Origin of the sequence: Mycobacterium shimoidei (genome assembly GCF_900417275.1) — a bacterium.
GTDB classification, from domain to species: Bacteria; Actinomycetota; Actinomycetes; order Mycobacteriales; family Mycobacteriaceae; genus Mycobacterium; species Mycobacterium shimoidei.
In genome coordinates this window covers 2,743,414-2,765,564 of the sequence record NZ_UEGW01000001.1, presented here as the reverse complement: position 1 = coordinate 2,765,564, position 22,151 = coordinate 2,743,414, and the positions used below count along the sequence as shown (strand labels likewise).

The 22,151-nt window shown below is 63.2% G+C and carries 19 protein-coding genes and 1 pseudogene; 10 read left to right on the top strand and 10 right to left on the bottom strand.

Going from position 1 to position 22,151, the window contains the following annotated elements; all coding sequences use genetic code 11:
* The first annotated feature begins 282 nt into the window (after positions 1-282).
* The 3 genes from MSP7336_RS13510 to MSP7336_RS13500 are packed head-to-tail and all read left to right on the top strand — an operon-like array spanning position 283 to position 3,774.
* Complete coding sequence (locus MSP7336_RS13510) at positions 283-1,431, top strand: acyl-CoA dehydrogenase family protein (RefSeq protein ID WP_113963902.1); 1,149 nt, start codon at positions 283-285, stop codon at positions 1,429-1,431.
* Positions 1,428-2,522: an acyl-CoA dehydrogenase family protein gene (locus MSP7336_RS13505; protein WP_113963901.1), complete on the top strand. Its 1,095-nt coding sequence runs from the start codon at positions 1,428-1,430 to the stop codon at positions 2,520-2,522. Before MSP7336_RS13510 ends, MSP7336_RS13505 begins: the two co-directional genes overlap by 4 nt.
* A gap of 31 nt (positions 2,523-2,553) precedes the next feature.
* Positions 2,554-3,774 carry a CaiB/BaiF CoA transferase family protein gene (locus MSP7336_RS13500; protein WP_113963900.1) on the top strand — a complete coding sequence of 407 codons (1,221 nt, stop codon included), beginning with the start codon at positions 2,554-2,556 and terminating at the stop codon, positions 3,772-3,774.
* A 16-nt stretch (positions 3,775-3,790) separates the two neighbouring features.
* Here MSP7336_RS13500 and MSP7336_RS13495 read toward each other — a convergent pair whose 3' ends face one another.
* Positions 3,791-5,020: an acyl-CoA dehydrogenase family protein gene (locus MSP7336_RS13495; RefSeq protein ID WP_113963899.1), complete on the bottom strand. Its 1,230-nt coding sequence runs from the start codon at positions 5,018-5,020 to the stop codon at positions 3,791-3,793.
* On the bottom strand, positions 5,020-6,171 hold the full coding sequence (locus tag MSP7336_RS13490) for an acyl-CoA dehydrogenase family protein (RefSeq protein WP_069394482.1): 1,152 nt from the start codon (positions 6,169-6,171) through the stop codon (positions 5,020-5,022). Before MSP7336_RS13490 ends, MSP7336_RS13495 begins: the two co-directional genes overlap by 1 nt.
* Positions 6,172-6,351: 180 nt before the next feature.
* Here MSP7336_RS13490 and MSP7336_RS13485 point away from each other — a divergent pair, with 180 nt between their 5' ends.
* The 4 genes from MSP7336_RS13485 to MSP7336_RS13470 all read left to right on the top strand — a co-directional run bounded on the left by MSP7336_RS13485 (position 6,352) and on the right by MSP7336_RS13470 (position 10,262).
* Entirely contained in the window at positions 6,352-7,224 is an 873-nt protein-coding gene (locus tag MSP7336_RS13485; protein ID WP_069394481.1) for a hypothetical protein, read from the top strand.
* A gap of 38 nt (positions 7,225-7,262) precedes the next feature.
* Positions 7,263-7,796, top strand: coding sequence for a hypothetical protein (locus MSP7336_RS13480; RefSeq protein ID WP_232320935.1), 534 nt, complete (start codon positions 7,263-7,265; stop codon positions 7,794-7,796).
* 97 nt (positions 7,797-7,893) lie between these two features.
* The gene (locus MSP7336_RS13475) at positions 7,894-9,108 is read left to right on the top strand and encodes a cytochrome P450 (protein ID WP_113964905.1); all 1,215 of its coding nucleotides are present in this window, start codon (positions 7,894-7,896) and stop codon (positions 9,106-9,108) included.
* A complete protein-coding gene (locus tag MSP7336_RS13470; protein WP_113963898.1) occupies positions 9,105-10,262 on the top strand; it encodes a Zn-dependent alcohol dehydrogenase in 1,158 nt (385 codons plus the stop codon). Before MSP7336_RS13475 ends, MSP7336_RS13470 begins: the two co-directional genes overlap by 4 nt.
* A gap of 28 nt (positions 10,263-10,290) precedes the next feature.
* Here MSP7336_RS13470 and fadD4 read toward each other — a convergent pair whose 3' ends face one another.
* Genes fadD4 through MSP7336_RS13455 form a run of 3 tightly spaced genes read right to left on the bottom strand, consistent with a single transcriptional unit; the run spans position 10,291 to position 13,593 of the window.
* A complete protein-coding gene (gene fadD4, locus MSP7336_RS13465; protein ID WP_113963897.1) occupies positions 10,291-11,829 on the bottom strand; it encodes a fatty-acid--CoA ligase FadD4 in 1,539 nt (512 codons plus the stop codon).
* A gap of 22 nt (positions 11,830-11,851) precedes the next feature.
* Positions 11,852-12,463, bottom strand: a complete 612-nt coding sequence (locus tag MSP7336_RS13460; RefSeq protein ID WP_069394477.1) for a nitroreductase family protein — start codon at positions 12,461-12,463, stop codon at positions 11,852-11,854.
* A 44-nt stretch (positions 12,464-12,507) separates the two neighbouring features.
* Entirely contained in the window at positions 12,508-13,593 is a 1,086-nt protein-coding gene (locus tag MSP7336_RS13455; protein WP_113963896.1) for an NAD(P)H-dependent amine dehydrogenase family protein, read from the bottom strand.
* Between the two features lie 124 nt (positions 13,594-13,717).
* Between MSP7336_RS13455 and MSP7336_RS13450 the strand changes: the two are divergent.
* Positions 13,718-14,625, top strand: a pseudogene (locus MSP7336_RS13450) (enoyl-CoA hydratase).
* Positions 14,626-14,634: 9 nt separating this feature from the next.
* Here MSP7336_RS13450 and MSP7336_RS13445 read toward each other — a convergent pair.
* Positions 14,635-15,657 carry an acyl-CoA dehydrogenase family protein gene (locus tag MSP7336_RS13445; protein WP_069394475.1) on the bottom strand — a complete coding sequence of 341 codons (1,023 nt, stop codon included), beginning with the start codon at positions 15,655-15,657 and terminating at the stop codon, positions 14,635-14,637.
* A gap of 104 nt (positions 15,658-15,761) precedes the next feature.
* Between MSP7336_RS13445 and MSP7336_RS13440 the strand changes: the two genes are divergently transcribed.
* Positions 15,762-16,922, top strand: a complete 1,161-nt coding sequence (locus MSP7336_RS13440) for an acyl-CoA dehydrogenase family protein (RefSeq protein WP_113963894.1) — start codon at positions 15,762-15,764, stop codon at positions 16,920-16,922.
* On the opposite strand, the gene MSP7336_RS13435 is transcribed toward MSP7336_RS13440, so the two are convergent.
* Positions 16,911-17,705, bottom strand: a complete 795-nt coding sequence (locus MSP7336_RS13435) for a TetR/AcrR family transcriptional regulator (protein ID WP_069394473.1) — start codon at positions 17,703-17,705, stop codon at positions 16,911-16,913. The two genes, MSP7336_RS13440 and MSP7336_RS13435, sit on opposite strands and share 12 nt — an antisense overlap.
* Before the next feature lie 189 nt (positions 17,706-17,894).
* On the opposite strand from MSP7336_RS13435, the gene MSP7336_RS13430 reads away from it, so the two are divergent.
* Positions 17,895-19,082 carry an amidohydrolase family protein gene (locus MSP7336_RS13430; RefSeq protein ID WP_069394472.1) on the top strand — a complete coding sequence of 396 codons (1,188 nt, stop codon included), beginning with the start codon at positions 17,895-17,897 and terminating at the stop codon, positions 19,080-19,082.
* Positions 19,083-19,098: 16 nt separating this feature from the next.
* On the opposite strand, the gene MSP7336_RS13425 is transcribed toward MSP7336_RS13430, so the two are convergent.
* From MSP7336_RS13425 to MSP7336_RS13415, 3 genes are read right to left on the bottom strand one after another with little or no spacing between them, the layout of a single operon-like run.
* A complete protein-coding gene (locus tag MSP7336_RS13425; protein WP_069394471.1) occupies positions 19,099-19,923 on the bottom strand; it encodes an enoyl-CoA hydratase/isomerase family protein in 825 nt (274 codons plus the stop codon).
* Complete coding sequence (locus tag MSP7336_RS13420) at positions 19,920-21,011, bottom strand: hydroxyacid dehydrogenase (RefSeq protein WP_113963893.1); 1,092 nt, start codon at positions 21,009-21,011, stop codon at positions 19,920-19,922. The genes MSP7336_RS13425 and MSP7336_RS13420 overlap by 4 nt, the downstream gene beginning before the upstream one ends.
* Positions 21,008-22,123 (bottom strand): TauD/TfdA family dioxygenase, encoded by a 1,116-nt coding sequence (locus tag MSP7336_RS13415; protein ID WP_069394469.1) that lies wholly within the window; start codon positions 22,121-22,123, stop codon positions 21,008-21,010. The genes MSP7336_RS13420 and MSP7336_RS13415 overlap by 4 nt, the downstream gene beginning before the upstream one ends.
* Positions 22,124-22,151: the final 28 nt, after the last annotated feature.

The following is a 22,151-nucleotide window of genomic DNA, read 5'->3' as shown; positions in this document are numbered from 1 at the left end:
GTCAACACCGATGACGCGCAGTGGGGCCCAGAACCATCAGCGATCGCGGCGACGTGTGCATCGGCTACCTGGCGCGGTCCTGGGAACAGGAGCGCACTACATCGCAAATTGGGACGACAAGGCCGTTCGCCTCCATCGCACCTCTTTCATGAGGCTGCGCGCCAGCAATGCGAGGGTTTACTGAATACCTTACAGTATCTAGAATACCTAAGATAGTAAAGACAAAATCGGGGCTTGCCAGCGCTCGATGGCATCAGTTCGATCGACCATGAACAGAGGAACGTGGATTTCTCATACCCGGTAGAAGTGGAGCAATTTCGCGCCGAGCTGCGGGCCTGGCTGGCCACGAACCTGACTGATGACGTCGTGGCCGCCGGGCGACGACGTGACCCCGATGATGCGGCGTTCGAGACACTTCGGGCATGGAACCGCACGATGGCTGACGCCGGCTGGGCGGCCGTGTCCTGGCCAGTCGAGTACGGCGGCCGCGGAGCAACACTGCTCGAGCAGCTCGTCTACGCCGAGGAAACCACGCGCGCCCGAGTGCCGCTGCCGCTGAACGTGATCGGGATGAACAACATCGCGCCGGCGATCATGCAGTACGGGACGGAGTCCCAGAAGCGCACTCTGCTGCCCCGGATGATGCGTGCCGACGACATCTGGTGCCAGGGCATGTCGGAGCCTGAAGCGGGCTCCGACCTTGCTTCGCTGCGTACCCGCGCGGTACGCGACGGCGAGCACTTCGTGGTCAACGGCCAGAAGATCTGGACGTCTCTCGGACACCGCGCGGACTGGTGTCAGCTCTACGTGCGGACCGATCCGGATGCACCCAAACACAAGGGAATTTCCTGTTTCACCGTCGACATGACACTGCCTGGCATCGAAGTTCGCCCGCTCGTCACCCTCAACGGAGACACCGAGTTCGCGGAGATATTCTTCAACGACGTGCGGGTTCCCGAGAATTGCATGCTGGGTCCGCTCAATGGGGGCTGGGCGGTTGCCACCACAACTCTGAGTCACGAACGCGCGGGCGCGGCAAGCCTTTACACCGGACTGCAAGTCCGGCTGGAGGAACTGGCGGCGGACCTGGCGAACAGCGGGGTGCACGGGCGCCCTGTGCTGGAGGACACCGCGACGCTGTGCCGACTGGGCGAGATCTCCCTGCGGATCAAATACCTGGAACTGCTGTGCCAGCGGTCGGCCTCAGCGACACTGCACGGCAACGACGCATCGGGATCGTCGAGTCTTGCCAAGACGGTGTGGGGCGAGACAGGTCAAGACCTCGCCGCCTTGGCGTTCGACGCACTCGGCGCGACGCGTCGATGGGCGGACTATCGCCTGACATCGCGATCACTGACGATCGCGGGCGGCACGACCCAGATCAACAAGAGCGTCACCGCCCAGCGAGTCTTAGGATTGCCGCGCGGATGAACCTCGAGCTATCCGCCGAGCAGGTGGCACTGCGCGACACCGTTCGGCGCTTTCTAGCCGAGAAGGCCGGCGTGGCAACGCATGTACGGTCGATGTTCGATGATCCCGCAGGTACTGACCCTGCGTTGTGGCAGGGGCTTGCGGCCCTCGGCGCCACCGGGCTGCTGGTGCCTCCGCAATACGATGGGGCCGGCATGACGCTTATCGACGCCGGCATCGTGGCCGAAGAACTCGGCGCGGCTCTACATCCCGGACCTTGGCTATCGTGTGCCGTCGCCACCACTCGGGCGCTCACGCACACGAATGCGCTCGACAAAGCGGCCGACCTGTTGACCGGGATTGCCGACGGTTCGACAATCGCCACCGTCGCCGGCATCACCGGCCCCAGGCCAACGGCGGTCGAAGGCGGCGGCGTCGTCCTGAACGGTGAGATCGCCACCGTTGGGGACTTGGCTGCCGCGGAGGTCGCGCTGGTATTGGCCGACGGCCACGATGGTACGGCGCTTTTTACTGTCGATACGTCCTCTCGCGGCCTCAGATGGAGCTTGCAGAACGGAATCGACCAGACTCGCAAGCTGTTTCACGCCACCTTCGACAATGTGCCGGCGCAGCGACTCGCTGCCGCCGCACCCGACGCCATCCAAGCTCTGGTCGACGACGTCATCATCACACACGCCGCTGATGCCCTCGGCGCGGCGCGCACGGTGATGAACCTTGCCGTCGAATACGCCAAGTCGCGAACGCAATTCGGTAAGCCGATTGGTAGCTTCCAAGCGGTTCAGCATCTGTGCGTTGACATGTACGAAACGGTCGAGCTCGCCCGCGGCGGCGTCATCCACGCGCTGTGGGCCGCGGATGCCGCAGACGCCGCGGAACGCCACCTGGCTGCTGTCCGCGCGAAGGCCTATGCGGCGCGGTTGGCAACGGTGGGCGACATCGCGATTCAGGTCTTCGGTGGCATCGGTTACACCTGGGAACACGATGCCCACCTCTACCTACGGCGACTTCTCAGCTGGAGCACATATCTCGGCGGATCGGATCAGTATCTAGCTGAACTCGGTGCGCAACTCGTGCGGCCAGCAGGCAGATGAAATATCCGTTGATGCGGCGAAAGGTGGACAAATGTCAGGCGTGCTCAGTGGTGTCCGGGTTGTCGAGCTGGCGTCCTGGACATACGTGCCCGCGGCGGGTGTCGCGCTGGCAGACTGGGGCGCCGACGTCATCAAAGTAGAGAGCGTCAGCAGCGGCGACCCCGGGCGTGCGCTCGTTATCGGCGGATTCACCCGAGCCGCCGCGCGCGCCGACGTCGACTTCATCCTCGAGCTGAGCAACCGCGGCAAACGCAGCATCGCACTGGATCTCAAGAGCGAGACCGGCCGCGAGTTCTTCGGGCGACTGCTTGCCCAAGCCGACGTACTACTCACCAACTGGCTGCCGTCCGCGCTGGAACGCGCCCGCCTGACGGTCGACGACATTCGCGCATTCAACCCGAAGATCATCATTGCCCGCGGAACCGGACTGGGCGTGCGGGGGCCCGACCGTGACAAAGGTGGATTCGACGCCGCCACCTACTTGTCTCGCGGCGGGGTCGCTTACACGCTGACCCCCTTCGGGACCGAGCATCCGGCCGTGCAAGGTCCGGCGTTCGGTGACCTGCAAGCGGGGATCACGCTGGCCGGCGGTGTCTGCGCGGCACTGTTTCACCGCGAGCGCACCGGCGAACCGACCGTCGTCGACTCCTCCCTGCTGGCGCAAGCAATGTGGAGCATCGCGCCATCGATTTCGGTGGCCGACCTGTTCGGAATCGACGGGATACCGGGAGCCCCGCCGGGGCTGGCCATCAATCCGCTGGTCAACAGGTACAAAACCAAGGATGGCAGGTTCATCCAGCTCGTCTTCCTGCAGCCGGACAAGTTCTGGGCCGGGTTCTGCCAACGCATCGGACTGCCGGAGCTGGCCACCGATGAGCGCTTCGTCCCGTCGTCGAACCTGATCGCCAACGCCGCCGAGGCAACCGAGATCATTGCCGCACGCTTCGCCGAGCACGACCTGGATTACTGGCGCCAGGCTCTCAGCGACGAGCCGGGAGTATGGGCCCCGTTGGCAACGCCACGTGAGGTGCTGGAAGACCCGCAAACCAAACCCAACGGTTACGTCATCTCCAATGTGGACGACCAGGGTACTGAATACCAAATGGTCGCTGCGCCAGTGCAGTTCGATGAAACACCACCGGGGTCGACGCGCGCACCCGAGCACGGCCAGCACACCGAGGAGATCCTGCTGGAACTGGGCTACGACTGGGATGACATCGCCCAGGCCAAAGAAACCGGCGCCATCCTCTGACGCCGCCTGGTCGCCGTCATTGGCCGTGGCGGACCCGGTTGAACGGAACCCCGCGGTCGGCGGCGTACTCGCGGGGAAAGCCCAGCACCCGTTCGCCGATGACGTTGCGGGCCATCTCGGTGGTGCCGCCGCCCAGGCAGACTGTTTGTCGGGCCAGGTATCTCAGCCCGGTCTGCAGCCCTTCTCCTTCTGCGCCGACGACCCCCGCCGTTCCGGTAACGGCCAGCCCGGTGTCCATCTCCAGCGTCACGGTCTCGGCGTGGAAGAGTCTGATCAGAGTTCCGCCCGCCGGCGGCAGGGCCCCGTCACGCACACTGCGGTAGATATGGCCGGATAGCTGCTCGCTGACGGCCCGGTGCACCAATGCCCGCCCGGCCATCTCCCGGGTCCGCTCATTACCGCCCTGTCCGATCTTCTCGAGCAGCGCCACATAGTCGACGGGCGTCGATCGCCCGCCTTCACTACCGCTGCCGCTGGCGAATTCCGAACTCATCCCCACCGCGCGGCGCTCGTGGTACAGCAGCCGAGACGCCACCGCCCAGCCATTGTTCACCTCGCCCACCAGCGCGTCGTCGCCGACATCGACGCCGTCGAAAAACTCTTCGCAAAACTCCGTCGACCCGTTGAGTTGGGTGATGCGCCGCAACGTGATTCCGGGATGAGCGATCGGCACCAAGAACATGGTCAGGCCGTCGTGCTTGGGCACATCCCAGTCGGTACGCGCCAAGCACAGCCCGTAGTCAGCGGCAAATGCGCTGGTGCTCCACGTCTTTGCGCCGTTGATCACCCATCGGTCGCCGATCCGCTCGGCACGGGTGATCACGCCTGCCAGATCTGATCCTCCGCGGGGCTCGGAGAGCAGCTGTACCAGCACTTCGTCGCCGCGCAACGCGGCGGCGATGTGCTGTCTTTTCTGCTCTTCGCTGCCGGTGTCGAGCAGCGTTGCACAGCAGATCGTGAACGTCGGCGTATTGAGGATGAGCGGCATCTCGTAGTTGATGCTCTCCTCGTTGAACGCCTCCTGGTATTCGTAATCCAGGCCCAGGCCGCCGTATTCGCGGGGAAAGCAGATGCCGGCGAAACCGCCTTCATAGAGCCGCTTTTGCAGTTCGCGGGCACGCTGCCATGAGCGTTCGTCGTCGCGGTGGGCGGCTGGTGGCGACGCCGGATCGATGGGTGGCATGTTGTCGGCCAGCCACGCCCGGGCTCTGGCGCGGAACTGCTCGACGGACTCGCTGACGCTCATTACGCCGACCTCGGTGCTCGTTCTGCTGCTTCGTGCCATGCGTACACGGCAAGGTTGTGTTCCTCCGGTGTGCCGAACATGGACCGGTACAACGCAACCCGACGCAGGTACAGGTGGAGGTCGTGTTCCCAGGTGACACCGATGCCGCCATGCAACTGAACACAGTCTTGCACGAGCTCGGGTGACATCTCCCCCACGTAGGACTTGGCGATGCTGGCCGACAACCCGGCTTGTGGTGAGCGAGCGGCAATCTCAGCGACTGCTGCGGCCGTCGTCGCACGGCAGGCCTCCAGCCACATCTTCATATCGGCGAATCGATGTTTGAGCGCTTGGTAGGACGCCAGGGGACGGCCGAAGGTGTGCCGGTCCAACGCCCACTGCACAGTGAAGTCGAACACCGTCTGCAAGATTCCGACGACTTCGGCGCATTGCAGCACTTGTGCGATCTGGCTTTGACGGTCAATGAGCGCGGCGGTTTCCGCAGCACTGCCGACGACGGCACTGTCCTCGACGCGCACATCGTCGAATTCCACGCGGGCGTATTGCTTGACCAGGTCGATCGATTGTTGGGGTACGACCCGAACCCCCGGCGCGTCGGTCGGAACCAGGAACTGGCGCACGCCGTCGTCGCTGCGCGCTACGACCAACAGCAGATCGCTTTGGGCGCCGGCCTCGACCCGGTCTTTGACACCATCGATCCGAAAGCCGGAGTCGGTTGCCCTGGCCGTCAGCGTGGGCTGGTGCGGAGCCCAACCCAGACCGGGTTCATAGACCGCCCACGACGCCACCGTTTCACCGGCGATCAATGATTCGATCGTCTCTGCACGGGTTTCGTGCTCGGCGCAGCCCGCCAGCGCCGCCAGCACGATGCTGACCGGGTAGAGCGGTCCGGGCGCAACCGTCTTGCCGAGCTGCTCGGCGACCATGGCCAGGTCCGCGACACCGTTACCGGAGACACTGCCGCCGCCCAATTCCTCGGGAACCAGCAGGCCCGTCCAGCCCAGCTCGGCGGCACGCGCCCACCACGCCCGATCGAAGGAGATCCCCTCGGCGTGTAGTTCGCGCACCCGGCTCAGCGGCACCTCTTTTTGCAGAAATGCTTGGGTGGTCGAGGCAAAGAGTATCTTTTCGGGGGAATCGACGGCTGTCATGGTGCTGGCAAAGCCTCCTGGGCCTTCCTTCGCCGCGGCGGATGAAGGCTCGCGGCTCGGCGATCATCTCCTCCGATCGGTCCCAGTCGGGGTTCGCTGGTGCCTCGGATGGTAGCAATGACCAATACAGTAATAGATACCGGAGTCCAGTCGATATGACGACGAGAAGCTGTGGCCTCGATGGCTGATACCGAAAAACGCCCAGAACGCGCCGCCGACGCTAAGGACGAGAAGGACGCTAAGGCGGATGCGATCAGGCTGGCCGAAGAAGCTGAGGCCGAAGCCGCCGAAGCCGAAGCGCTGGCAGCTGCCGCGCGGGCACGTGCGCGCGCCCTCCGATTGCGCCGCGAAGCGGAGGCACGGGCCGCAAGCGATGAGTCGACATCTAAGACCTCCGAGACCTCCGAGACATCCGAGACCTCCGAGGCAGCCGAGACCGTCGACGAAGCCACCCCCGAGCCGAAGGCCGCCCAGGAGCCGAAGGCGGCCGAGCCGGAACCTCCCAAGCCTGAGCCGGCGAAGCCGGAACCTGCCAAGCCGGCCAAACCGACCCGACGCCGCTTTCCGGCGCCGAAAGTTGCGCTGGCGCTCATGGTTGCCGCCATCGTCGGGATAATCGGGCTACTGGGACTCAGCGGATACCTGATCTGGCATCACGACAACGCCGTTGAGCAACGGCAGCAGGCAGCGGCATTCGTGGCGGCGGCTAAACAAGGCGTGGTCAACCTGATGTCGCTGGACTTCAACAATGCCAAGCGCGACGTGCAGCGAATAATCGACAGCTCCACGGGCGAGTTCAAGGACGACTTCGAGAAGCGTGCCGAGGATTTCACCAAGGTTGTCGAGCAATCCAAGGTCGTCACCGAAGGATCGGCGAAGGCGACCGGAGTTGAGTCAATGGGTAAGGATTCCGCGGTCGTGTTGGTGCTGGCCAACGAACGCGTGACCAATTCCGCAGGGGCAAAAGATGAACCGCGGGCCTTCCGGTTGCGCGTCTCGGTGACCAAGGAGGGCGACCAGATCAAGATGTCGAAAGTCGAGTTCGTATTGTGACGGCAGACGACAACGCCAAGAATGCAGACGCCGACCAGGTGACTGAGGTTGCGGCCACCGCAGACAAATCAGGCGGTACGTTCGTGCCGCGTGTCTGGCTGGTGGCCGGCGTCCTGGTGCTGCTGCTTTTGAACGCCGGCGGGCTGGCCGGGTGGCTGTATTTCGCGCAGTACCGCGACGACAAACAGACCGACAAGAACGCCGCGCAGTCGGCCGTCAATGCCGCACGGGATGGCACCATCGCGCTGCTGTCTTATAAACCGGAAACTTTGGACCAGGACTTCGCCGCCGCCAAATCCCACCTGACCGGGGATTTCCTGAACTACTACAACGAGTTCACCCAGCAGATCGTGACACCGGCGGCCAAGGAGAAATCGGTGACCACCACCGCCCAGGTGGTACGAGCCGCGGTGTCTGAACTGCACCCGGATTCGGCCGTCGTGCTGGTCTTCGTCAATCAGAGCACCACCAGCAAGGACCGGCCCGAGCCGGCGATGGCGGCAAGCAGCGTGCTGGTGTCGATGACCAAGGTCGACGACAAGTGGCTGATCACCAAGTTCGATCCGGTGTAGCCACCCCGGCTTCGTTGCTATTTATATTATGATAGCAATGTTCTACCCGGGCAGGTCTTCTGACCTGGGCTTACCGGTCGCTTTAGAAGGGATGCTGATGACGATCAGCGCGGGGCCGCACGGCCAGCCCGTCACGCTCGACCTCACGGGCGAAACCAGTCCTTATCCCTTCTTCGAACACATGCGGCGCACGCATCCGGTTTGGCATGGCAGCCTTTCCGACCACTCACAGTTACCGCCGGAACTGGTGCCCAGTGACGAATGGGTGCTGTTCGGCTACGACCATGTGTTCCAGGCATTCCGGGACGACGAGACGTTCAGCTCGCACGCGTACGACCAGACCATCGGGCTGGTGATCGGGCACACCATCCTTGCAATGGGCGGCAAGGAGCACCACGATCATCGCAACCTGGTGGCCAAGGCTTTCCGCGCCACCGCGCTGGAGCGGTGGGAACCGTCAGTGATCGGACCCGTGTGCAGCCAGCTTGTCGATGAGATCAAGAACGACGGCGCCGCCGATCTGGTGAAGGCCGTCACGTTCGAGTTCCCCACCCGGGTAGCCGCCACACTGCTTGGGCTTCCCCGCGAGGACCTCGACACGTTCCGCCGATTGTCTTTCGACCTGATCTCGATACCGGTCGACATCGAGGCCGGCCTAAGGGCTTCGGTCGAATTACACGACTACTTCCTCGAACAGGTCGAGCAGCGACGTCGCAAGATCACCGACGACATCATCGGCGACTTGGTCAGCGCCGAAATCGACGGCGAGAAACTGACTGACGAGGCCATCATCTCGTTCTTGCGCCTGCTGCTACCGGCCGGTCTGGAAACCACTTACCGGTCGTCGGGGAACCTGCTGTATCTGCTGTTGACCCACCCTGAACAGTTGGCGATGGTCTACCAGGACCGGTCGCTGATCCCGGCCGCGTTCGAAGAGGGGCTACGGATTGAAACACCGCTCACCATGGTGCCCCGCACCACCACCAAAGACGTCGAAATGGGTGGGCACACAATCCCATCCGGCGCACAAGTCGACCTGTGTATGGGATCGGCCAATCACGACGAAAGCCGCTGGGAGAACCCCGATATGTTCGACATCAACCGGCCGCGGCTGGCCAACATCTCGTTCGCCGGCGGTATTCACATGTGTCTGGGCATGCATCTGGCCCGGCTGGAAACCCGGGTCATGCTCAACAGCTTGTTCGATCGGGTCACCGATTTGCGCCTAGTACCCGATGAGGACGCCCGGATTGTCGGCCTGACCTTCCGCTCCCCCAACAAACTTCCGGTCACCTTCAGCCCGGTGTCATGAAAAGCCGAGCGGCGATCCTGCACGATGTCGGCGGGCCGTGGTCGGTGGAGGAATTCGAGCTCGATCCGCCGCGCGCCGGCGAGGTTCTCGTCGAGATGGCCGCCGCCGGGCTGTGTCACTCCGATGACCACATCCTCAAGGGCGACATGGCCGCTCCCAACGAGGTTCTGCGTTCGCTGGGGTTGCCGACCATGTTCCCCACGATCGGCGGTCACGAGGGTTCGGGCATCGTCCGCTCGGTCGGCGCGGACGTCACCGACTTAGCGCCAGGCGACCATGTGGTGACGTCATTCGTCGCGGTGTGCGGCCAATGCCGTTGGTGCGCAACCGGCATGGAATACATTTGTGACGCTGGGATCGGCACCCTTACCCCCGGAATGCCGACCGACGGAACCTTTCGCCACCACACCGCCGACGGCAAAGAACTGGGTCACATCTCCAAGATCGGCGCGTTCGCAGAACATACCGTGGTGGCGGCGAGTTCACTGGTCAAGATCGACCCGGATCTGCCGTTGGTTCCCGCGGCGTTGCTGGCATGCGCGATTCCGACCGGATACGGTTCGGTGGCCAACCGCGGCGGGATGCGCGGCGGCGACACCGTCGTCGTGATCGGCGTCGGCGGCATCGGAACCGCTGCCATCCAGGGCGCCCGGATCAACGGCGCAGCGCAGATCATCGCTGTCGACCCGGTGGAGTTCAAACAGAAGTCCGCGCTGAGGTTCGGCGCCACCCATCATGCGGCGACCGCCGCCGATGCCTTCGTTCTGGTGCGCGACCTCACCCATGGGGTGATGGCCGATACCGTCGTGGTCTCCCCGTCGCTGATAACCGCTGATGACGTGCGCGACGCGTTGAAACTCACCCGCAAGGGTGGGACCTGCGTGCTCACCGGGATGACCGCGCAGACCACCCGGTCGATCAGCTTCGACCTGCAGGACTTCATCCTGATGAACAAGAACTTGGCGGGCACAGTGTTCGGCTCGTGCAACCCCAGGGCCGACGTCGCCCGGTTGGCCAAGCTCTATCAGACCGGCCAGTTGCAGCTCGACGAGATGATCACCAAGCGCTATCGTCTCGACGACATCAACGACGCGTATGCCGAGTTGCTCAACGGTGAAATCATCCGGGGCGTCATCGATTTCGGGTTTGGCTGACGGGCCCGCCCGAGAATGGCCTTGGCTTCTACAAGCCCAGGCGAGTTCGACGCCGCGAGTACTTGTCGATCAGCTCCTGTTTGTACAGCTTTCCGGCGTCGCTGCGCGGCAACTGCGGTTCGAAGAACAGCGATCGCGGACACTTGTAGTGAGCCAGCCGATGTCGGAGCCACCCGACTAACTCGTCGGCGAGATCAGGTGAGGCCTGCGCCGGATCGACTAGTTGAACGACGCCGATGACCGATTGGCCCATCACCTCGTCTGGTATGCCGAACACCGCGGCGTCGACCACCAGCGGGTGGCTCACCAACGCATCCTCGGTTTCCTGCGGATAGATGTTGACGCCGCCCGAGATGATCACGTGATGACGACGGTCCGTGAGGTACAAGTAGCCGTCGCCGTCCAGGTAACCGACGTCACCTACCGTGACCCAGCCCTTCGAATTGCGAGCTGCGGCTGTCTTCGCCGCGTCGTTGAGGTACTCGAAGGGATAGCCGCCCTCGTAGTAGATGTCGCCGACTTGTCCGGCTGAGAGTTCGTTGCCGTCGTCGTCGAGGATGTGCGGCACCCCTAGCATTGGCTTGCCAACCGAACCGGGGTGGCGCAGCCACTCTTCGGCGCGGATGAACGATATTCCCGCACCTTCGGAGGATCCGTAGTATTCGTCGACGATCGGACCCCACCAATCGATCATCTGTCGCTTTATCTCGGGCGGACACGGCGCGGCAGCGTGAACCACGCGTTGAAGCGTCGACAGGTCGAATCGCATTCGCGTGGCCTTTGGCAATCGCAGCATCTTGACGAACATCGTGGGGACGAACTGCGCATGTGTCACGCCGTACCGCTCGATGCAGGCCAGCGCGGCCTCGGCGTCGAATGCTTCCATCATGACGGTGGTTGCGCCGGCGGCTTGGGCAGCCATTGTCCACATCGCCGGTGCAGTGTGGTAAGTCGGAGCCGGACTCATGTACACGGAATCGCCTGTCACTCCGAGCGCCTCGAACACAGGCGTCGACAGACTCGTTCGTCCAGAGCCGACGGGGTTCAATGGGCGGCGGATTCCCTTCGGGCGTCCGGTGCTTCCGGCTGAGTACTGGAGAAGCTGCCCGTCGCATTCATCCGGAATGGGTGTCGCGGGCATGGTGGCAGCGCAATCCGGATAGCGTTGCCACTCTTCTAGTTCACCGCCGGCGATAAGTGCCACGGATGGCAGACCGCGCGGAAGCGATTCCGACAGCTGTTGGCACACAGCGCGCATCGCCAGTGACGAAATAACCGCCTTGGCGCCGCTGTCGCTCACGATGTAGGCAATTTCGGCGGCGTGCAACTGTGTATTGACCAACGTGTAGTACAGGCCGCTTCTCCTGGCAGCCCACATCGCCGCATGTATGTGTTCGTTGTTCTCCATCACGATGGCAATCGTGTCTCCCGCTGTGAGCCCCTGCCGGCGCAAATAGTGGGCAAGCCGATTCGCGTTAGCCTCGAGCTCGTCGAAACTCGCCGTCACCCCAGAAGGGTGAAGTACCACAGCGGGTTTCGTGGATCCGACGTGATCGCGCAGGTCCATGCGCATGCCGCTTGGCCGCAAGTCATCCGCTCCTGATCTGCCAAGGCGAGTCCCAGCGATCAATCGTCGCCACCTCCGTCAGCGGTTTGCGCCGCACCGTATGGTGCCTGCCCTTGGGCCAGCCCACCGTAAGCAGGGTCGCTATCTTCCAGTCGTCAGGAATTCCGACCATGGACCGCAGCTGGTCCTCACAGGACCCGTGCCACAAGGTGATCGCCGCACCGAGTCCCTGTGCGCGGGCGGCCAGTAGGAAGTTCTGCACCGCGGGAAAGATCGAACCCCCCTGCTGTAGCTCGGTGGTTCCTCGCTGCGGCTGGACACAAAACAGCACCAGTACGGGCGCCGCCCCACCAACACTCATGTGTTCAGCCATCGTTCGGAGTACGCGCGATTTGGGGTCGGCGGCCTCGTTTTCAGGCATCGAAATCGAATAAAACTCAGTCATCACGTCCCATGTCTTATGGGCCGCGGCCGTGATCACGTCGCGCAAGCTCTGCGATCGCAGTACGACAAACCGCCATGGCTGCTGATTGCCCCCAGATGGAGCCCAGCTCGCCGCGCGAAGACAGGTGTCGATGACCTCGTCGGAGACGGGGTCATCGCGATAGCGTCGCACGGTCGATGCACTGCGCATGACCTCCCACAAGTCTGACGATGTCGACGACGGGGCTCGGCTCGTCATACCGGCATCGTGCGCGGAAGAACGCCCTGCCAAGTCCCGCCGCGGACTGGGCCGGTAACAAGCGGTAGATCCAGCGTCGACAAGAGGCCCGGTGGCGCTGCCATGACTGCCGGAATGGCATTGATTTCTCGCATCACTGTCGCATATGTCAAGCCCCGCATATTGTTTCCCCGTCCGTGCATTTCAATGTCAACGGTATACGTGGGCAGACCGTCGACAATGACGCGATAACCGCCGTGCGGCGATGCATGTCGCGGCCACTCGGGAGCCGATCCTTTGCCCATGCGGGTGATGTGTTCCAGCACCACCCGCTCGTCACCGCCGACCATCCCTGCGAGCCTAAATCGCATTCCACCCATCGTTCCTGGCTCGATCCACCCCGAGGCCACCGCGTAACGCTCGGTCGCCAACCACTTTTCGATCGTTGTATCGACTCGATCCAGTGGCAAGCCCAGCCCGTCCGCTACCAAATGCACGATCGGCGCCCACAACGCGGCCAGGCGCGCAGTATCGAATAACGGCGCCGGATGGTCCGGCGGGTGGCCGAATCCCATGAAGTCAAACATGATGTCGGGTTGGTTGATCGGGCCATAATCGAGCATCTCAAGCATGGTGATGGTGTCGACGCGGCTGCTGAAACCCGTCATCGTCAACGCGATGACATCGTTGGCCCAGCCGGGATCGACGCCACTGTTGAAGAAGCTCGTGCCGCCCTCCTCGCATGCCGCAGAAATGAGGTCGACCGTTTGCTTGTCGGCGGCGGGTGGATAACACATCGGTACCAGCGAGGTGCACACGACGTTCTTCCCTGCGCGAAGGCAGCGGGCGACGTCCTGGGCCGCTTCCCGATACCGGTAGTCCCCCGACGCGAAGTAGGCGACCACATCGGCGTCGAGAGACAGTGCGGCGTCAACGTCGCGGGTCGCGATGACGCCGGTCACGGGCATCCCGCACAGATCGCCAGCATCCCTGCCGTCCTTCGTTTCGGCATGCACGACCACGCCCACCAGGTCCAAACCGGGGTGTGCGATCAGCGCCCGCAAAGCGCCGACGCCGACTTGACCGGGACCCCAAAGAATCACCCGCGGCTTACGTTGGCAGTCCGTCATGTGCGCCCTTCCCGGGTTGACCCCACCCGACGTGTGAGAACATACCTTCTCAGTTCTTGATAACAAACATTGCCATCGAAGAGCCGCGGAGGAGACAATGAGCAATTACGAGTTCTTGAAGACCGAGACGTTTGACGACGGCCAGATCGTCCGAATCTCGTTAAACCGTCCGGAGCAACGCAATGCACAAAACCGTGGGATGTTGGTCGAACTCGACGAGGCCTTCCTCCGCGCTGAGGCCGACGACAACGTCCGCGTCGTCATCCTCGCCGGCGAGGGGCCCATGTTCTCTTCTGGCCATGACATTGGCTCCAAGCAGGCCCGCGCTGAGTTCACCCCTGGACCAGGTCAGCACCCGACCGCGGCCATCAACGGCGGGACCCGAGAGGGCGCGGAGAAGATCATGCTGCAGGAGTGGCACTACTTCTTCCAGAACAACCTGCGCTGGCGAAATCTGCGCAAGATCACGATCGCGCAGGTCCACGGAGACGTGTTCTCAGCAGGTCTCATGCTGATATGGGCATGCGACTTGATCGTCGGAAGCGAAGAGGTGCGGTTCGCCGATGTCGTCGGCACCCGGCTCGGTATGTGCGGCATGGAGTACTTCGGTCACCCGTGGGAGTTCGGGCCCCGTCGCACCAAGGAACTGATGTTGACTGGCGACGCGATCTCCATCGAGGAGGCTTACCGGCTCGGCATGGTGAGCAAGATCTTCAAGCGCGATGAGTTGGCCGATCGCACTTTGGAGATGGCCCGGCGCATCGCCACAGTTCCGACCATGGCCGCGCTGCTCATCAAGGAGTCGATCAATCAGTCCGTGGACAACATGGGCTTCTATAACGCCCTGCAGTCCTGCTTCACCCTGCACCAGCTGAACCACTCGCACTGGGTCGGCGTGCGCGACGACAAGCGTGCCACTGCCGGAGAGGAGCAGGGCGTGCCGAATTGGCGAACCGCCCCCCGATAGTCCTGTCGGTCAAAGACCAAGTACGCGCTGAGGCGTGACGACACCGGTCAGTTCGCGACGACTCCGTAGCGGGCGTCCGCCACGCGGTCGAGGGCGACGGCCGATTCGCCGTACACCATGGCCCAGCCGCGGACCCGGCGGTAGTACAGCTGGATGTCACCTTCCATAGCGAACCCGTACCCGCCATGGATGTGCAGGCTGCGCTGGGTCGCGTCGCGCGCCGCCTCGTATGCGAACGCGAATGCCATGGCCGCCAACTCGGTGACGCGCTCGGGCTCGTCGGCGAACGCACACGCCGCCTCGAACGCCAGCAACCGCGAGCCATCAGCGGCAGTGGCGCTGTCCGCCAGCGGATGAGACACCGCCTGAAAAGATCCGATCGGGGCCCCAAACGCTTGTCGCTGCTTGGCGTACTCGACGCCCAGTTCGACCGCCTTCTTCGCCGCGCCGGCGAGCGCCGAGGAGGTCAACGCGAGCCACAGGTCCAATGCATCGGAGAACATCCGCCGTGCCTCGTCACCCTCGGCAAGAACCACAGCGTCGTCCTCGACAGTGATATCGGCCAGCGGAAGCGATCCGAGATTCTGCACGAGTCGACGGTTCTCGCCGCCGACCGGCACTGCAATGAGGCGCTCGTCGACAAGAGCCACTACCGCATCCGCGACGGCTCCGGCGGGTACGAGTCCGAGCACGCGTTCGTGTGTGACGCGCGGCGCAAAGCTGACGAGGTTGTCGCCCGCCATCGCTTCAGCCAGCAGTCCCGCGCCCGCATCACCGGATCTCGCGAGCAGCCTGGCTGCGACTTGGGCCTCGATGACGGGGGCAGATGCGACCGCCCGACCGTACTGCTCGGCAACCAGGGCCAGTTCAAGCTCGGATGCACCCCAGCCGCCTGCGGCTTCGCCGACGGCCATCTGCACCGCACCGGTCTCCAGCAGTGCCTTCCACAGCCGGGGATCGAAACCCAGGGGCTCGGCAGCCCGGATACGCTCAGACGTCGACTCGCGCGCATACATTGCGGCGAACGAGTCGACCAGCTGGCCCTGTTCGGCCGAAAGGCTCAGGTCCACATTCAGGTCCCATCACATGCGGATATGGTTACTCTCACAAATGAGAGTAGCATTATCGCGCCGGCTGCCACCGGGCCCGTTGTGAGACAGATTGGTTCTGATCCATGCACTTTCAGCTCGACACCAACACCGAGGCTTACCGCGATGCAGTGCGTGACCACCTCGGGAAAGTGCTGACGCCCGAGTCGCAGGAGCGCATCTATCGCAGCGGCGTTTCGCATGACGACGATTTCGCCAAGGGACTGGTGGACGAAGGTTATTTCGCCCCGAGCTGGCTGGCTGAATTCGGCGGCCAGAATCGCAACGTATGGGACGAGCAAGTCCTCCGAGAAGAACTCATGCGGGCCGACGCACCCATGTACCTGTCGGAGACCACTCGAATGGTGGCATCGATCATCCGCGCCGTTGGCACACCGGAGATGAAGGACCGGATTCTTGGCGGTGCGATGAAAGGCGATATCACCATTGCGCTCGGCTTCACAGAACCCGAATGCGGCTCGGATGTCGCGGCAGCAACCACAAAGGCCGTGCGCGAGGGCGACCAATGGGTCATCAACGGCTCCAAGATGTTCACCACAAATGGGCACATCGCCGACTACGTGTTCCTACTGGCACGCACCAGTCCCGACAAGCCCAAGCACAAGGGCCTCACCATGTTTCTCGTCCCGCTCGACTCCGACGGATTCGAAGCGCAAGCGGTTTGGACGCTCTCGGGCGAACGCACGAACGTCACGTTCTACCGCGACGTCCGCGTTTCAGACGAGTGGCGCGTAGGCGACGTCGACGCCGGATGGCAGGTCATGGGGCTGTCACTGCAAGACGAGCACGCATCCGGATGGGGACCGCATATTTCTCGCCTGCTGCAGCACGTCGAGCAGTGGGCCGCGACCACTCGAGCCGACGACGGATCTCCACAGCTCTCCAAGACAGACGTTCGCCGGCGAATCGCCAGGGTGGCAATGGAGGACGAGGTTTCGAGACTTCTTCTGCGTCGGTGCGTCTGGATGATCGAAACCGGCCAAATTCCGGCAGCAGAGGGACCGATGTCCAAAGTGTTCAGCACCGAAGCGCTCGTGCGTGCCAGCCAGGACGTGGTGGAACTGGTGGGACCGGACGCGGCGCGGAGCTACTTCGAGCCGACGGCTCCGGAGCAGGGCTGCTTCGAACACCTCATGCGGTTCGCGTTGGGCACCACAATCTATGCCGGCACAAGCGAGGTTCAGCGTTCCATCATTGCCCAGCGCGGGCTGGGGCTACCCCGTTAGCTTTCTAGGTTTGCGGGCCGTGGTTCGTTTCGCCGCAGTCTTGGCACCCGCGGCCTTCGGTTTGGCCGAATCTTCGGGGGGCGTGAGGGCTTGCTTGCACCAGGCCCATAACTGATCCTCGGTTAGTTCTGCGCCCTTGACCCCTAGGTGCAGCACGCCGATTTGGGCGAGTGCGATGAGTGTCGAGTTCAGCAGGGTGGTCAACTGTGCTGGTGTCAAGTCTCTTCGGATCAGGCCGGCGCGCGAACATGCGGTGAGGATCTTGGTCAGCAGCTTCTGGTGCGGCTCCCAGATCTTGGCGAAGTCGGCCGGCCGCTCGATCTCCAAGCTCAGGTTGTAGATCGTCATCGCCCGGCCGCCGATCGCCTGGGATGACTCCGCTCGGGAGAGAAATCCGCGACAGAACGCCTCGAGTTGCTCCATCGGGCCATCTGCCATTGCGACCTCATGGCGGATCGCTTCGATGAACTGACTTGTCGCGTTCTCGTAAAGCGCTAGCAGGAGCTCTTCCTTGCCCGCGAAGTGTTGATAGAACGCGCGCAGGCTCAGGTTCGACCGATCGATCAGAGTCTGGATGGTGAAATCAGCGCGCCCAGACTCTTCGACCAACTCCAGCGCAGTCGCAAGGAATCTCGAGCTACGTGCCAGCGCACGGGCCCGCGCGGCGGAAAGACGCCGCTCTATCGTTCGTTCCTGCCAGCTCGTCGGCATCTCGTCCAGGTCGGCGTCAGCGATCTTGAGGCTGGCTTCAGTGTCTTGTTGTGGGCGCTTCTTGGCAGTCATGATGGCTTGAGAATACGCGTTCCCACGTGCGTTCGCCCAATCTACCTACACCGGTATGTTGATCGGCTGGCCGCGCAAGGAGCTGCAAGGCGCAAGGGGTGGACCCATGCGATATTGTGGAAACGGCTATTCTCGTCTGCGGGAGTCAGGGTTTCGTAGGTGCACCAGAGCCCTCGAAGGAGTGCAGCGTTGAGCACAGACATCCGAATTGTCTCGCCGGACGACCATTTGGTGGAGCCAGCCGATCTGTGGACCAGCCGACTGCCCGAGCGCTATCGCGACATCGGACCGCGGATTGTTCGCACCCGCGGGCGGATGGATCCGTCTGTCACTTCCGATGTCGCGTTCGTCGAGGACGACGAGGGGCGCGACGCGGACATCTGGCATTACGAAGATGCGGTCATCCCGATTCCGCTCATCAGTGCGGCGGCCGGCTACGAACTCGACGAGCTCACCACCGACCCGATCACCTACGACGAGATGCGCCCGGGTTGCTTTCGTCCGGCGGACCGGCTCGCCGATATGGACATGGCGGGCATCGAGGCTTCGGCGTGCTTCCCCAACACGCTCGTCCGCTTTTGTGGCCAACGGTTCCTCTACGGCAAGGACAAGGAGCTCGCCAAGCTTTGCGTTGAGGCCTACAACGACTTCCAGATCGACGAGTGGAGCGGCAACTCGAATGGTCGGCTGATCCCGCTTGGCATCATCCCGCTCTGGGACGTTGAGCTCGCCGCGAGGGAGGTTGACAGGGTGGCCGCCCGTGGCATGCATGCCGTGTGTTTTTCCGAACTGCCTGCCCGCCTGGATTTGCCGTCCATTCACAGCGGCTACTGGGATCCGTTCTTCGCCGCATGCGAGCGAAACCAGGTGGGCATCATGCTGCACATCGGGTCAAGTTCGTCGCTGACGAAGTCCTCGCCCGACTCTCCGCATGTGGTCACCAGTGCACTGATGGCGGTGAACTGCACCATTGCCCTGGTGGACTGGCTGTTCTCCGGCAAGCTCAAGCAATTCCCAAACCTCAAGCTCGCGTTCGCCGAGGCGCAAGCAGGCTGGATCCCCTACTACCTGCAACGCGTCGACGAGGTGTGGGAGGACCGGCGGGCGTGGGGCGGTATCCACCCGCTGCTGACCGAACCACCCAGTACTCAAGTGCCCGGTCACGTGTGGTTCTCCACGTTCGGCGATCCGGTGGCTTTCCGCATTCTCGACCTAGTCGGTGAGGACCAGCTCATGTTCGAGACGGATTACCCGCACAACGACACCAACTGGCCGCACAGCATGGAGGTCGCCAACAAGGCGACGGAGGGTCTGGACGAGGAAACCAAGCGAAAGGTGCTGTCCACCAACGCCAAGACGTTCTTCGGCATGGCGTAGCGCGCCGGTTGTTGCGCTACAGCGCTTTCCAGTCCGGCTGACGCTTCTCAAGGAAGGCTCGTGGCCCCTCTATGGCATCCTTCGTCAGAGCCACCTTCATGCGGTAGTTCTCGGCGAGTAGTTCAGCTTCATAGATGGGCAATGTCAGCCCCTTGCGCACCGCCATCCGCGAACCTCGCACCGCCAGCGGCGCATTCGAATTCACGATGTCAGCGATCTCCCACGCCCGATCCATGAGCGTGTCATGGGCAACCACTTCGGTGAAGACCCCCAGGTCGTACGCGCGCTGCGCATCGAGCTGCTCATGTCTGCCCATCAAGATCAACCGCATCGCCACGGGCAGCGGCAGGATCCGGGCCAACCTGACCCCTTCGCGTCCGGAGGCCACACCGATGCTGACATGGGGATCCATCAACGTCGCGCGCTCGGATGCGATGGTGATGTCGGCGGTGGTAACCAAGTCCATCCCTGCGCCACAGGCGATGCCGTTCACCGCACAGATGATCGGCTTGGTCATCTGAAGCCAGGGCGGCGTCGCCTCTTGCGGGGCGTCCCACTGCCGCATCGAGCTGAGGATGGGCTCCCCCTGGTTGTCGATCCCCGGCGCGTTCTCCATGTCGTGGTCCGCAGCCTTTTTGACGTCGGCCCCGACGCATAGCGCGCGACCGGCGCCGGTGATGATTACGGTCCAGATAACTTGGGACCGTTCGATTTCGGCGTACACCTCAGTGAGCTCTGCGCTCATCTCGTCGTTGATTGCGTTGAGTACCTCGGGTCGGTTCAGCGTCACGCACGCGGTGTGACCCCGCACCTCGAATTCGATTGTGTCGTAATCCGTCACCTGGTGTGACTCGCTTTCTCCAAAGCCGATGCCGCGCGAGGGCGGAATCCGAGGATTGCGTTGAATTTCTCACAGTAGCGCGGCCACACATCGGGATTCAGCAGCCGGGGCGGCATGCGACCCTCGAAGATCACCTGCCATTGGGTCGCGGTGGCGACGGCGATGTCGCGGGCGGCTTCCACAGTGATGCCCGCGATGTGGGGCGTCGCCACGACGTTCTCGAGGCGTAGCAGCGGATTGTCGGGCCGCAACGGCTCTTCGTGGAAAACATCAAGGCCCGCCCCTGCGATGCCCCCGCTGAGCAAGGCGTCGTGCAGTGCAGCCTCGTCGTGAACGGGGCCGCGGGCAGTGGTGATGAAAAAAGCAGAAGGCTTCATCGCGGCGAACTGCGCGGCGCCGAACAAGCCACGCGTCTCGGCCGTCAGTGGACAGGTGACCTGGACGAAATCGGAGCGCTCGACCAGCTCGCCGAGCTCTACCAAGGTCACGCCGCGCTCGGCGGCGGTCGCTTCGTCGACATACGGGTCGCAGACGAGGATCTCCATCCCGAAGGGCGCGCACAGCTCCACCAGGCGTCCGCCGATGGCGCCGAGACCAACTACACCGAGCGTTTTTCCGAGCAACTGGCTGCCCCGCAAGGTCAAGCGATCGCCGAGGGGTCCGCGACGCAGAGCACGGTCGGCGACGGTAATCCTCTTGGCAAGATCGAGCATGAAGCCGAGCGCGTGTTCGGCCACCGCCTCCGCGCCAGGACCGGAGTTGTTACACACCGCGATTCCGGCCCGTGTGCAGGCCTCGATGTCGATCACGTCATAACCGGCGCCCGCCGAACAGACGGCCAGCAGCTGATCACAACGTTCGACCAGAGCGGGACCCACCAACCACTGTTCACCGTCAGGGATCGACGCCACGTCAGTGCGAGTAGCGACCTGGTATCCGTGGGCGGATTCCATCACCGCCCAACCGTCTTCAGCCGAAGCCGTCAGGTCGAGTTTGACCACGTCGATGTCGGCCACCTCGAGAATGTCCCCGGCGACGGGGTCGGTCCATCGCTCGTAGACGAGCCTCGGACATGGGCTTTCGCTCATTGCTTCAGCTTGGGCTTCGCCTGCGCGGCCTTGAACATGTCAGCGAGTTCGGCGCTGACGTTCTTGTAGTCGTTGCGCGCGATCGAGCCGTCCCGGCCGGGGACTACGTCATATCCCAGGCGCAGGTCCTTGTTCTCCATGTGAAAGTACTCCCGGCCGATCGGCAGTCGTCGGTCTTCGCGCGGCACCTCCATCCATGCCCGCAAAAAGCAGCGGGCCTTCTTCGGATCGTTGCTGCTGACGAAGTCGGAACGCGAATGGCACATCGCGAAGTTGTTCGCGACAGCCGCCTCTCCGGACTCCAGCCGGAACTCGACCTGCTGTTCGACCAGGATCTTGCGGAGCAACTCAATCGCCTCGGTTTGTTCGGGCGTGAACTCTCGGCCAAGGGTGTGCATCGCCGGCAGGATGCTGCTGTAAGTGAAGTTGATGCAGATCCTGCCATCGATCTGAGAGAAAACCGGGACGTCGTACGGCGTGACGTCCGGTTGGTCGTCGGGCTGCTCGCTGCGCCGGTGGTGCGGAAACCCCTGATAGAGCACGGGAAGCAGGTCAGGCCGCTCGTTGAGAATCCGGTTGTGCGCCGCCGGCCCGCTCGCGAACTGGCTTTCGCCGCCCGTGGCCGCGGGGTAGACGCAGAGCAGCGCCAGGATGTCGGCGGCGTCGTTGTGCATGGCCAACTCCGCACGCGACTTGGTCCCCCGGGCGGGCTGCAGCCCGTCCGGCAGCACCTCCTCCTGGACCCGAACCATTCGGTGTCCGAACGAGTTGTTTGATACGAGGTACCCGAGATGGGTGCAGAACGCCCAGTAGATGCGCTCCAGGTCCTCGATCGAGTGCTGTTCGACCGGAAACCCGCGCACGCACGCCAGGCCCTTACCGAACATCAGATCCTGGTACAGCCTCGCCAGATCGTCGTCGAGGTCGGGGTGGCGGGCATCCTCGCGGGTGATCTCGTCGCGATCCTTTTTCGACGTTTTGGCCAAGATCGATTCCAAAGCAGCCACATTGCGGGCCGATAGGTCGAAAGCGAAATCGTCTTTGCTCGAGAAGTCCTCGCCGGTCCAGCACATCGAGTCGGCGACTTGCTCAGTGTAGATCGGGGTGGGCATCCGTCCTCCTTTGTGGTGGCGAGGCTTT